The sequence below is a fragment of the Desulfobulbus sp. genome, assembly GCF_030824455.1.
In the GTDB taxonomy this organism is placed as follows: Bacteria; Desulfobacterota; Desulfobulbia; order Desulfobulbales; family Desulfobulbaceae; genus Desulfobulbus.
Map to the genome: position 1 here is coordinate 1 of NZ_JAVBXR010000004.1, position 12852 is coordinate 12852.

Annotated in this window: 14 protein-coding genes; 11 read left to right on the forward strand and 3 right to left on the reverse strand. The window is 45.7% G+C overall.

Annotation, left to right across the window (positions count from 1 at the left end):
• Positions 1-85: 85 nt before the first annotated feature.
• Positions 86-289, reverse strand: a complete 204-nt coding sequence (locus RCH93_RS00070; protein ID WP_306545872.1) for a hypothetical protein — start codon at positions 287-289, stop codon at positions 86-88.
• Positions 286-765 (reverse strand): hypothetical protein, encoded by a 480-nt coding sequence (locus tag RCH93_RS00075; RefSeq protein ID WP_306545874.1) that lies wholly within the window; start codon positions 763-765, stop codon positions 286-288. The genes RCH93_RS00070 and RCH93_RS00075 overlap by 4 nt, the downstream gene beginning before the upstream one ends.
• A 125-nt stretch (positions 766-890) precedes the next feature.
• Here RCH93_RS00075 and RCH93_RS00080 point away from each other — a divergent pair, with 125 nt between their 5' ends.
• The 9 genes from RCH93_RS00080 (at position 891) to RCH93_RS00115 (ending at position 7375) form a co-directional block, all read left to right on the forward strand.
• Positions 891-1307, forward strand: coding sequence for a hypothetical protein (locus tag RCH93_RS00080; protein WP_306545876.1), 417 nt, complete (start codon positions 891-893; stop codon positions 1305-1307).
• A gap of 336 nt (positions 1308-1643) precedes the next feature.
• Positions 1644-2342 carry a hypothetical protein gene (locus RCH93_RS00085; RefSeq protein ID WP_306545878.1) on the forward strand — a complete coding sequence of 233 codons (699 nt, stop codon included), beginning with the start codon at positions 1644-1646 and terminating at the stop codon, positions 2340-2342.
• Positions 2343-2463: 121 nt separating this feature from the next.
• The gene (locus tag RCH93_RS00090) at positions 2464-3654 is read left to right on the forward strand and encodes a DUF4062 domain-containing protein (RefSeq protein ID WP_306545880.1); all 1191 of its coding nucleotides are present in this window, start codon (positions 2464-2466) and stop codon (positions 3652-3654) included.
• 134 nt (positions 3655-3788) lie between these two features.
• Positions 3789-4178, forward strand: coding sequence for a hypothetical protein (locus RCH93_RS00095; RefSeq protein WP_306545882.1), 390 nt, complete (start codon positions 3789-3791; stop codon positions 4176-4178).
• 142 nt (positions 4179-4320) lie between these two features.
• Positions 4321-4845: a hypothetical protein gene (locus RCH93_RS00100; RefSeq protein ID WP_306545884.1), complete on the forward strand. Its 525-nt coding sequence runs from the start codon at positions 4321-4323 to the stop codon at positions 4843-4845.
• Between the two features lie 111 nt (positions 4846-4956).
• The gene (gene ccsA / locus RCH93_RS17855; protein WP_373693232.1) at positions 4957-5628 is read left to right on the forward strand and encodes a cytochrome c biogenesis protein CcsA; all 672 of its coding nucleotides are present in this window, start codon (positions 4957-4959) and stop codon (positions 5626-5628) included.
• A 280-nt stretch (positions 5629-5908) separates the two neighbouring features.
• Positions 5909-6454: a hypothetical protein gene (locus tag RCH93_RS00105; protein WP_306545886.1), complete on the forward strand. Its 546-nt coding sequence runs from the start codon at positions 5909-5911 to the stop codon at positions 6452-6454.
• 78 nt (positions 6455-6532) lie between these two features.
• Positions 6533-6919 (forward strand): DUF2628 domain-containing protein, encoded by a 387-nt coding sequence (locus tag RCH93_RS00110; protein ID WP_306545889.1) that lies wholly within the window; start codon positions 6533-6535, stop codon positions 6917-6919.
• Positions 6920-7003: 84 nt separating this feature from the next.
• The gene (locus tag RCH93_RS00115) at positions 7004-7375 is read left to right on the forward strand and encodes a hypothetical protein (protein WP_306545891.1); all 372 of its coding nucleotides are present in this window, start codon (positions 7004-7006) and stop codon (positions 7373-7375) included.
• Between the two features lie 118 nt (positions 7376-7493).
• Here RCH93_RS00115 and RCH93_RS00120 read toward each other — a convergent pair whose 3' ends face one another.
• Positions 7494-8594 (reverse strand): site-specific integrase, encoded by a 1101-nt coding sequence (locus tag RCH93_RS00120; protein WP_306545893.1) that lies wholly within the window; start codon positions 8592-8594, stop codon positions 7494-7496.
• A 380-nt stretch (positions 8595-8974) separates the two neighbouring features.
• Here RCH93_RS00120 and RCH93_RS00125 point away from each other — a divergent pair, with 380 nt between their 5' ends.
• Entirely contained in the window at positions 8975-10018 is a 1044-nt protein-coding gene (locus RCH93_RS00125; protein WP_306545895.1) for a site-specific integrase, read from the forward strand.
• A gap of 352 nt (positions 10019-10370) precedes the next feature.
• Entirely contained in the window at positions 10371-12836 is a 2466-nt protein-coding gene (gene hsdR, locus RCH93_RS00130) for an EcoAI/FtnUII family type I restriction enzme subunit R (protein ID WP_306545897.1), read from the forward strand.
• Positions 12837-12852 lie beyond the last annotated feature (16 nt).

Sequence of the window (12852 nt, forward strand, 5' to 3'; positions counted from 1 at the left end):
GTTTTGGGCTCCTGGTATTTGTTCATGATTTGGCGGATGGCTTGATAAGACTTTCCTTGTCCTGGTCGGCCTTCGCAGCAGATGATCATTTTGCGCTTGGCTCCTGGTTTTCGAGTTGAGCGTTTTTTTCCGATTCTTTAAGCATTCGGTCGTATCGTTTGGCGATCAGCGGGAATAAGCGGATATGGAACCGCAGCAGCAGGCCGAGAAAGCTGACGTAGAGCAACAGGCCGAAGCCGAGGAAGACGACGAGAAGGCCGAAAAGAGTTAGATAATCGTTCGCGGTCATCGTGTAGCCTCGACGCGTGGGATGAATTCAACGCGTGTAGTCTGGTTGGCGATAGTTCGGTTGAGCCGGTACTGAAGGACATCGGCGGCGAGGTTGCGGAAGGCTTCGGCAAATTCCGAATCGATGTTGATGTTGCCGGAATTGGTTTTGATGATGAAACCGTTCATCATGTCCGGGACCTGCTTAGCCAGGGCGGCTTTGAGCGTCTCAAGGGATTCGTCTTTCGGATAAACGCGTATGGCTGGTGTAGTTGACTGCGTTTGCCAATTCTTAGAGGGAAGTTCGTACACCCCTAAGCGGGTGACGGGGACCAAGGCAAACGAGGCAGAGCATTCTTTGCACTGGTGAACAAATTGGAAACCTTCACCGACACACCGCACGACAGGCGATTCAAGGGCTCCTTGGCATTTCGGGCAGACAGGAAGAAGAGAGGTGTCGGAAAGCAGCGGGAATTGTTCTTGGTTGAAGGGTTTCATGGTTGGCTCTTGGGCTTTGGTTTGATAACTAAAAGATAAGATACGTTTTAAAAATTGTCTGTTAGTTATCCATATTATATCTTTTAGATAATATCAAGGGTAAAAATTAACTTCCGGATAGGCAGATGAGTTTTGAACAAATTTGGGGAAGAATTAAGGAAAGAACAGATATAAGAACTTTTTCAGAGCTTGCGGATTTGGTCGGAACAACAGGGCCATATATTTCCAGGAAAAAAAAAGAAAATGATTTTCCGGTGATATGGGCTTATGAAATCGCTCAAAAATATAAGCTCTCCACTGATTGGATTATGACAGGTGGGGAAAAAAGGAGTTCCGGCGATCTAAAAAATCACGGCCAACGATTAGAAATAACAGGAAAAATCGAAGAATGGCTGATGGAGGAGATAAGGAAAAACCCGAAAAGAAAAGACTGGTTTGAAGTTGAATTCGATAAGGCTTTTGAAGAATTCAAAAAATGGAAGGAAGAAAAGGAAGAATCAGCCGCCGCCGCAGCCTATTCTTCGAATCGTAAAGTAGCATAAAAGAAAAGCAAGATAAAATAATTTTATCAAAACTTTACAATTGTAATTGTCAAAACTCCACCGAGTAACATGAAATCATTGAGGTGAAAAATGCGACAAAATCAAAGCCCGCTTGATGACTTCGTTGAAATTATGTCAAGAATTCCGTAGTGGTTAAATATAATCCTCGCGGTTATATTGTCGCTTTTTGTCTTTGTGTTTTGACTTTGTCTTATTCATGACTCTAACCTGGGCAATAATTATAAAATATTGAAATTACACATATATTTAACACACTTGACGGTTGAATATCTGACGAAAAAATTGGCCTAATCATACTGTTAGAACTGCATACCCATGGAATCTACTGTTATCACTGCTCTAATCGCTGCGACCGCAGCCATCATCGGCGGCGCTATTGCCGGAATTGCCTCGTATATAAATACGCGGCACAAGATTAGAGAACTTGACGTAGCCGCGAGTCAGAAGCTGCGAGAGAACTACCTGCAAAATGCACGAGAGTACACAAAGGCAATTTACGTTCCTCTCACTCTGGCACTATCGAAGTTGTGTGATGCCTATTCCGTGTCTCACAGAACTCCATCGGCTTCGGAGGCAATTGAGCCGCTTAGGCAAGCAATTGATCAATTCCGAAGTGAAATTCAGCAGCTGCGTGATCGGGGAGCTGAAGCATTCTTGACAAACGAGTTAGAAGACAAGCTCCGTTCATTTCAGGAGTTTCTAGGTGCATCGCGCGACAGCACAACTCTCATACGCAAGGCAGAGATTGGGTTTCGCGTTGGGCTTGGGGGCATGGCCTGGGCGGAAACCACGACCGTTGCCCTAATCGGCCGCTCGGCCACATGGTGGCGCAGCCCCCGGATGTCGCTGAGCGTACTTGGCGTGGGCTTCACATATGAGGCTACGGTTGTTCAATCTGCGCCGCTTGAGAGTATCGAGTTCTCTACGCGGTTTACTGCAGATACTGGTGAGATCAGATACCTGATAAAGGAGGTAACCTTGGGAGGCAAACCCAAGGAATCGCCAGCGAAATGAACGGCAGTTCTAACCCTTCGGTCAACCGGACGCCCGGCAAGCTGCGCTTGCCGGTACCCTCCGCGCTCCGGTCGCCGGTTACCTCGAACGTTAAGCATTATAAATTAGGAGTTTTGTATCCATGGCAGGATTAAGAGTTTTTGTATCATCGACTTGTTACGATCTATCCGTCATTAGATCTCAACTCCGGATATTCATTCAAAATCTTGGGCATGAGCCACTGATGAGTGACTATGGCGACCTATTGTATGATCCAAGAATACATACTCATACCAGTTGCGTCGATGAAGTTGCCTCAGCAGATGTTGTGGTATTAATTGTAGGCTCTCGGTTTGGAGGAAAAAATGTCCCTGAAGCACTTGCCAAAGTCGACTTTGAGCTACTCAAGAAGGAGAGTAAAAGTACAGAATTCTTTAAAAAACAAGAGAACTTATCAGTTACACAGCTTGAAATTTTAAAAGCTGTAGAATCTGGAATACCTGTTTTTACCTTTATTGATTTTTCAGTTTGGCATGATCATGCTTTATACGAGAAAAACAAAGAAAAACCGATAATAAATGATATTTCCTTTCCATCCATTGAAAAGCCAGAAACAGCATCATTTATTTTCGAGTTTATTAATTTTCTCCGTCACAGAACTAGAGGCAATAGTGTTTTTCAATTTACTAAATTGCAAGATATCGAAGATACATTAAGAAAACAGTGGTCTCAACTATTCCAAAAATTGATTCAAGAACAAAGAAATAGATCAATTGAGGCAAAGCGTTTAGACAATTTAACTGAACAGTTTGAAGACTTAAAGACTGCTATCTTAACATCAATTGGAACTGCAAATGAGCGTGATGTCGCTAGAGGCGTAGTAAGGTTTAGGCGACTCATTGATTTTGTTCGATCACTTGGCCTCAAAGACCTCAAGTTCTTAATTCAAGGTCACCACACCTGGGATGAGCTCCTCGCTTTTGCTGAAATTGACAAGGTAATTGATCCAGCTGAACTGTCTGAAGAATTCCTTTTAAATAGTCGGAATTTTGGTCCAAGGGCGAGATTGTTCCTTGTTAAAAATGATGGAACTTTTTTTGAATTACGAACACCTATTGAATTCTTCAACAGCTTGTCGCTTGAATGGATTGCGTTCATGGAGTTGTCTGAAGATACACGTGCAATAATCGTAGATGCACTAAGCGATATGAGACCAAGCATGGGGCCTCTCCGGTATGTTAGGGAAACTTTTGATCACTACATAGAGAAATGTATGCATCAAAAGTTAATAAAAGACCTAGAGTACCTTAGTGGAGACGATGAACAGGCATAACCAGTCAACGATAATTTCTAACGGGACCTTTAGGGGTCAGGTCTTGAATATTGAATTGTTCAGGAATATCGGGAACAGGATAGGGAATACAAAATTACTATAAGCCCAGTGGTGTATTTGAAAACGTATCCCGCTTGTATCCCGGCACACTCACCAGCGGCCTGCAATCCAAGGCAGACACGGGTTCAACTCCCGGTTATGCATCGGGGGCCACACAAAATAACGGTAAGCAAGCAATGAAAGATATAGAAATCATCTTGTGGGGAGGATCATTTTTTTCAAGCGCTATAGTTTCTTTTTTCTCTGGAAGTTTATCTTGGGGTATTTTTTCGCCAACATTAAGTTTTATTCTTTATTGTTTAATGAATGCAATTTATACGACTGGTGGGAGAGACGAAGGTATCGGTCTGGTTATCGCATTCTCCGTTGTATTAATAGTAACCGAGGCTGTACCAATCGGACTATTTTCGGTTTTTGGCGCTCTATTGGGTGAAACTTTATCGAAACGATTAAAGACAAAATAAGAAAACAATAAAGTCAATATGGAAAAACGGGGAAAGTGTATGTAGTCGCCTCTAGATCAACCACAATATTAATGCGGCGAATTCGGTTCTGAATAATACGCAATTCGCGTAAACAAATTATAAACAATTTGAGAAGCCTTGAATGAAAATCAGAATATTTATATTTTTAGTTTTGTTGTTTATTTCAACAGAACTATCTGTTGGAGCAGAACAAAATATACCGCGTAGCGAAATTGGTTCAGTTGTGAAAGATTTTGTTAAAACCATAGGCTGCATGATGAAATTCGATGAAACAAATATTGTCAGATATGAGGTTGATGGTGGATATGATGGTTTTGGAGAATTTGTCGCACTTTACGGAATAGATCCCAAATGTAGCGGTGGGTCGGCAATGTATCACTCGGCGATTGCAGTGCTAGAAAGAGACTACCGAGGAAATATTTTTATTCACCCAGGGCAATCTTTCCCAGTAAACAGGCCTAATGATCTTCCTCAATATGTAGAAAAAATTTATGTGGAAAAGGGTCAGCTTCTCTTCAAATCAAAGGAATTTGATTCAAAGGACGGGCTCTGCTGTCCTTCTCTTCTTGTTACAGGGCGACTTTTCATGAAAGAAGGAAAATGGTTTTCTGAAATTATTAAAAGCGAAAAAAATCAAGACAAATAATACAACCCAACAACACGCTTAACCAGACCTGCGGAAGCACGCGATCATTTCAATTCAAGTTCATTGGCAGCAGGCTAGTTATCTCTTTCGTTAGTGCAAGGGAAAATTTATATGAATGCAAATGTTAAGTATAATTATATAGGTATCCTTACCTTCTTTTTTTTGGTTACAGCCACAATAGGATTTTATCTATATAAATTAACAAGCAATCCGATGGTACCAATTTTAAAATCAAGATACTTACACTTTCATTCAATATCAGGTTTTATTGCATACTCTTCAATTTTATCATCTTTTTTAATATGTCTTATCTATACAATTAGGAATGAGATTGTGCCAAACATCACAATTAAATTTTCTTTGTTATCTATAATTGCATTGTCAATATGTATAGTTACAGGTTCAAAATGGGCTGAAATGGCATGGGGACATGGGTGGAGTTGGGAAACAAAGGAAACGTTTACGTTTTTGTCAAAATATTGGTCAATAAATTTGCTCAAAACATTTAACAAACTCGTCATTTATGAGAAATGGAACCCTAAAGAAATATTTACATTGATCTTGGTTTTTTTCTTAATACTGTCATACATATTTTCGATAATAAGCAAAACACTCTCGCAAACAAATGCTAACAAATCTATTATTATCCTTTTCAACATATTAACCTTGACTGTATTCTTTCCCCAAGTAATTATTATTTCTCAAGCGCTATTAGCCTCAGAATTCATTGCTGGATTACATATGTTTAGTTATCTACTATTCAATTTAATTAATTTTAGATAAAATTATTTTTTAAAGGCACTAGCAATGCGCTTAACAAGACCTGCGGAAGCATCGGTTCTTTTCAAAGCTAGTCCATATCAGCAGGCTGGTTAGCTCCACGTTAGCGCTCTACCCAGCCAACTGCTGAGGTTTACCACAACCTAACTTTTGGCCTTTTTTAGCAATCTTGGTGGTCAAAATTGAAAAGTTCGATAAACGTAATTTCAAATAGTTAAAACACGCTTAGTTGGAAGGCTTTTACGAGGGGTACTCAATGCGAAATTGTCTATGCACGATGGTAATGAGTCTGGCAATCATATTGGCTGCAATGCCTTCTAGCGCTTGCCTGGTGAAGGTCGGCCTTAAACTCGACGACATCAAATATGCGAGTGTTGTCGTTATTGGCAGAATCGTAGATTACGAAGTCGTACTAGACCAGGCCATCAGGAAGAACCGGAAGGAGGAGCTTGAACGCTCCGCCGATAAGTCATCGGAGTCTTGGAAGTTGTTGTCGGAACAAAAGCATTTTTTGAGCGACTACGCGCGCTTTAAGGTGTTGGTGGACGAAGTCCTTGTCGGACAGTCGCCTAATGTAATTTCTGTAACCTGGGACAACTCTACATCCAGAGAGCCAGAGAAGATGAGAGAGGGGCCATACCTAATTGGATTGCGCGCGCCGGGCTCCAAGAGTCCCCCGCTTCGCGGCCCAAGCGCGACGATCCTGCCTTCCCCAGAGCCAAAATCGTTAACGGTATTGCAGGCGCCTTGCGCGCCGGCCTTCATACTTGAAGCAACGAGTGCCAAAGCAAAGGCAATTAGAGAAATTTTAGGTGGCGCCGCCAAATGACTGGGAAAAACGGGGACAGTGCAGGGAACTCCTGATAGCTCGCATCCCGGATTACTCGCAACAGCCCGGTGGACAAATATGAAGAAATATAAAATATACACTCAAGGCAAAGATAAGATTGTAGCAGTCAAAGATGGGTTTTCATATCCTGCTCTTTTTATACCTCCAATATGGGCATTCGTTCAAAGAATGTGGATTTGGGGATTACTTTTGACTGTATTTTACATTGGTCGTTATTCATTTTTTATTATTTACTCCAAAAATTATCTTTTTTTAAATGAAGTATTTAGCTTGGTAACTGTTAGTATCTCTCTTTTATTTGGGTTCAAAGGAAACGAATGGATTGAAAAAAAATTAATTCACAAAGGATTTTTTTTAGTATCTCAGGTTGAAGCAATAAATAATGAACAAGCTGTAAATCAATATAATTGGAAATTATATAACGAGAATTCGTTAGAAGATTAATAAATATTGATAAGACAAAGCGCGTTATTAAAAATGACAGCGCATTGATCGTTAGATTGCATCAACATTATGAATCGTATAATAATGTCAATTATTTATGGGTTTCTATTGTCAGCTGTTGCAATCTTGCCAACCTTTTGGTTGGCCACGTATAGCGAAATTGGCTATGGATTTCTTTTGCTGGCCCTGTTTCTGTTGCCGCTGATCATGCCGTGGTGGAACTTTTTTTTAGGCAGTACTATTATGATTACTGCATTTTTTTCAACAATATGGATACAACATTGTCAGATTGCTTCACAAGATAATTATACAGGTAGCCCTGGTGATGGATTGGGGCTAGTGTTTTTTATGTTCGCAATGCTGCTATTTATTATATCTATTTTTGTTAAAGTTGTTACAAAATTAGTTGCTATTCAAATGTTGAAAAAATGCTGGAAAAACGAGGACAGTATATAAAATTCTAATCATAAAATGCGCCGGGATTCTTGGGACAGGGTAGGGAATACGGAATTATGTTGGTCTGTTTGGCACCGGCAGTCAAATCGTGACAGAGACCATGGCGGCAAGGGGCGAGTCACCCTTTGCCGGTAATCTTGCCTGCGATGTCCTCGGCGACGCACATGGCGGCGTCATCCATAAGATGCGCATATCGGCTTGTTGTGCCGGCGTCTCTATGGCCGAGCAATTCCCCGATTTGAGACAGGTTGTATCCTGAACTAATTGCAATTGAAGCGAAGGAATGCCGCAGATCGTGCAATCTTAAGTCGGGACAACCCGCTTTTTTTCTCACTGTGTCCCATAATTTTCTGGGGGAGGAAATCCCGATTATTAATTCCTCGTTGCCGGTGTTCGGAAGGCCTTCTATGATTTCCATGGCCAACTTCGGCAAGTGAATAACTCTGTCTTCGCCGGTGTGGTCTGTTTTGTGATTGCGAAGGATAAGTTTGCTCTCGTGCAAATCGCACCATCTGGCGCCTGCTATTTCACCTCGTCTTGCTCCTGTGAGGATCAGCAGCATGATGAACGCCCACGAATCAGGATATTGCTCTTTTTTCTCCAAGAGGAGCCGGATGACGTTGTTCCGTTCGTCTTCCGACATATAGCGGCGGCGTTTTTCCTCTTTGAATCTCGGGACGTATTTGCAGGGATCTGAGCCCAGGGGCCGAAATTTCCATTTCTCGCATAGATTGAAAAACTTTGCGAGCATCGACAACACCCGATTTGCTTGATAGGGGGATTCTTTTAAGCCCTGGTGAAGCTTATAGAGGTTGTTGTAGTCAACTTCTGTTATCGAGAGCGACTTGAACCAGGACGGGACGCTTGCGCGATACATCCTTTCATCTTCTTTGCCGGTCTTTTTTTGGCCGGCATGTTCAAAAATATATCTCGGCCAAACTTCATCGACGGTAAGGGCAGGGCGCTTTTGTTCGCGTTCTGCAATCGGATCAATGCCGGCAGCCACCTGCAAAAGCATGTCCCGTGCTATTTTTCGCGCTTGGTCCAAGGTGATGGTGGGGAAGTCGCCTAACTTCGGACGGCGTTCTTTGCCCATCTTGGTTCTGAAGTAGAGATAGAAGGATTTCCTTTTTTCAAAGGCCCTTAGGTGCAGGCCGGGCACCTGAATGTCACGTAAAGTGTCCCCCGGCTGAGCGGATTTTATTTTTGTGTGGTTCATATTTCGCTGGTCGCATATAGGTCGCAATGGAGAGCTAAATCTGTGCAACGGTCTACAGCGAAAATCGTTTAAAAGCAACTAGATTACAGCGTAAGCCATAGAGGGAAAAGTGGTATAAACTGAATGGGGTTCAGGGGGCCGGAGGTTCAAATCCTCTCATTCCGACCAGTAAAATCAAGGGGTTAGGTGCTTTTTTAAGCGTCTAGCCCCTTTTTTTATGCCTACCCCTGTGTTTTCAATGGTTATAGCCGATATCTGTGCATAACATGCCGTTTTAACGATTCATTTTTTCAAGTTGCACTCATTTTTAATCGTTGTATATCGTTGGTTGTCGTTTCCTGTGAACGGAAATTTACACTCAAATTTACACACGAAAAACGATGGCAACGATTACGAGGATCGATAGAAAATACGGACCTGTGTTTCGCGCAGCAATTTGCGTCAAGGGAAGACGGGAAACCGCGACATTTGACAGCAAAGCAAAAGCCATGACCTGGGCCGAGGAGACAGAAGCGCTCCTTCGTTCAGGCCAACCATTACCCGGTGAACTGCCCGCCAATGACATGCGGTTCAATGAGGCGGTAGAAAAATATACCATGGCGGTTGCGCCGAGGAAAAAACGCAACACTCAAAGACTGGATCAGGAGATCGGTGGCCGGCTCATTCGCTACTTTGAAGGCAAGTCCTTACAGACCATCACCTCAAAAGATATTGCTGCCTATCGGGATTATCGGTTGCAGCAAGTAGGCCCCAGCTCGGTTATTCAGGATTTATCCTTTCTGTCCTGCATGTATCGCATGGCCAGGATTGAGTGGGGACTGGATGTAAATGATCCGGGCGCTGAAATTCGACGCCCCTCTGCTCCCAAAAACAGACTCTCCTTGCTCACCCCGAAGCAAATCGACACCCTGCTCGACTATTGCTGCGTTTCAAAATCCGAGAAACTCTACTGCTACGTCCTCCTGCTCCTGCACACGGCCATGCGCCCTTCTGAAGGCGCGGGCTTGCGTTGGGACCAGGTATTGATTGGACAAGGAATGATTGATCTCACAGAGACCAAAACGGACCCAAGACGCGTTCCGATGACGAGAACCATTAGGAAGATGTTCGAAGGGATGAGGATAGCAGGGGAGGACGAAAATGGCTTCGTATTCCTGCCACCTGGTAAAGATTACCGTGATCAGCCCCACCGTTATTTTCGGCGCTCCTTTGACAACGCCTGCCGATATGCGGGGATCTGTAATTTTACCCTCTACGGCTTGCGTCATTCGGCGGCAAGCTATTTGATCATGAACGGGGTAGACATTCGAACCGTTGCCGAAATTATGGGGCACCGAAACATCAGCCAGACCATGAAATACACCCATTTCCTGGATGACCATAAGCTGAGCGCTATCGGAGCTATTGATAAGCTGGGGCGGTAAAAAATAGCTAACGCACATCTTCTAAGGCCGTGTGTTTCAGAATTTGAGTTGTTAAGCCGATCTTAATAACTTCACCCTTTGGGCACTATTCTCGGATAAAGCAGTGCAATGCACGCATTTGCCATGGTGAGATTCAAGGTAGAAAGCGAACGCAGGACGCAATTTTGCTGGATGACTACTCCGGCTCATGGACCTTGATGGCAAGTTGAACTGTCGTAAAAGAATTATAACAGCGAAGGAGAAAGGAGGAGTTATTGATTAAAGCATCATTGTCTTGTATGAAAAACAGATAGTTATCAAGATGCTTGCCTGCTGTTCGAATTAGTTGCGTGCCAAGCCATGAGGATGGTTCATGATGAAAGAACAACTCTCCGAACGCGACATTTGCACCAAATACATCACTCCGGCGATCCAAAAGGCGGGTTGGCAGCTGCTTCAATTTCGCGAAGAGGTAAAACTGACCGCCGGCCGGGTCATGGTTCGCGGTACCCTCGCCGCACGCATCCGCGATCCACAAGCCAAGGGTGGCCCTAAACGGGCTGATTATGTGCTCTATGCCCGCCCCAACCTTCCCCTTGTCGTTATCGAGGCCAAACAGGCCAAGTTCTCCGTTGGCCAGGGCATGCCGCAGGCCTTGCTCTATGCCGAAATGCTTGATGCCCCTTTTGCCGTCAGCAGCAATGGACAGGGATTTCTCCTCCACGACCGCACCGGCCTGACCCAACCCGTTGAACGTACCCTTGCCCTTGATGCCTTCCCCGCCTTGGAGGAACTCTGGACTCTCTACCAGCAATGGAAGGGGCTCCACGATCCCCAAGCCGTCCGTTTGCTTGATCAACCATATCACACCGACGGCAGTGGCCGGGAGGCGCGCTATTACCAGCGGGTGGCCATCAACCGGGCCATTGAGGCCATCAGCCTGGGACGCAATCGAATGCTATTGGTCATGGCCACCGGCACCGGCAAGACCTACACCGCCTTCCAGATTATTTGGCGGCTATGGAAAGCCAAGGTCAAGCAACGTATCCTCTTTCTCGCCGACCGTAACATCCTGGTCGATCAGACCATGCAGCAGGACTTTGCCCCCTTTGGTGAGGTCATGCATAAAATCACCAACCGTGAGGTCAAAAAGAACTACGAGATTTACCTAGCCCTGTACCAGGCAGTGACCGGCAAAGAGGAATGGAAACAGATTTACCGTCAGTTTCCGGCCGATTTTTTTGACTTGGTCGTGATTGATGAATGTCACCGGGGCAGCGCCACCGAGGATTCGGCTTGGCGGGATGTACTCGATTATTTTCACCAGGGAACCCACATCGGACTGACTGCCACGCCCAAAGAAAATTCGCGACTTGATCGGGAAAAACACACCCGGGTGATTGAAGATCCGGAGTTCAATTACAAGTATTTCGGCGAGCCGATCTACACCTATTCGCTCAAACAGGGCATTGACGACGGTTTCCTCGCCCCGTACAAGGTGATCCGCATCGCCACCGACGCCGATGCCATCGGCTACACCCCGGAGCAAGGCAAAGTCGACAAGCTGGGCCAGGTGGTGGAACAGCGTCTCTACAACACCAAGGACTTCGACCGCAACCTCGTCCTGGAGAAACGCACCCAACTGGTGGCCGCACGGGTGTGGGAGTACCTGAAACATACCGACCCCATGGCCAAGACCATCGTCTTCTGCGATGATCAGGACCATGCCGAACGCATGCGCCAGGAGTTGGTCAAGCTCATTCCCGCCGCTGCCAGCAACCGCCGGTACGTCATGCGCATCACCAGTGACGATGCCGACGGCAAGGCCCAACTCTCCTACTTCATCGACAACGATGAACCCTATCCGGTCATTGCCACCACCTCCAAGTTGCTCAGCACCGGAGTGGACGCCAAAACCTGCAAGCTCATCGTCCTTGATCAAACTATCAACTCGATGACCGAGTTCAAGCAGATTATTGGCCGTGGCACCCGGATTCGTGAGGATTACCGCAAGCTGTACTTCACCATCATGGATTTCAAGGGCGCCACCCGTCTCTTTGCCGACCCGGACTTTGATGGCGAACCGGTAACCGTCTATGAACCGCGTCCCGAAGACCCCGTTGTCCCCCCGGAACCAACCACCCCAACGGAAACCAGCGAGCCCTTACCGCCGGGGTATGAATCGGAATTTCCTCCCCAGGATGAAGCCACCGGCGAAACCACCGAGGGTGGCCAGGGCCAGGTGAAGTATGTGATCGACGACGTGGCGGTTCGCATTGCCGTTGAACGCTCGCAATATCTCGATGCGGACGGCAAACTCATCACCGAGGATTACCGCGTCCTGCTTAAAGACAGTATTCGTGCAACCCTGCGTGCCCAGTTCGGCAGCTTGAGTGGATTTTTGCAGCGTTGGCAAACGGCGGAGCGCAAGCAGGCCATCATCGATGAACTGACCGAACAGGGTTTGCCCCTGGATGTCCTCCAGCAGGCGGTGAACAATGGCCGGGAGCTGGATCTGTTTGACCTCGTGGCCCATGTCGCCTTTGATCAACAACCGCTGACCCGGCGCGAGCGCGCCAAACAGGTGAAAAAAAGAGACATCTTGAGTAAGTATGGCGAGCAGGCGCGGGCGGTGCTCGACGCCCTTTTGGAAAAATTCGCCGACCATGGCGTACAGGATATGGAAGACGCCAAGGTGCTTGAACTTCCGCCCTTTGATCGTTTCGGCAGCAAAACCCAAATCCGGCGCGGCATCTTCGGCGGTGTGGAACATTACACCCAGGCCGTCAACGAGCTGGAACGAGCGCTCTACGATACCCACCAACAACACGCCGCCTAAGCCTTTGGGCTGGGCG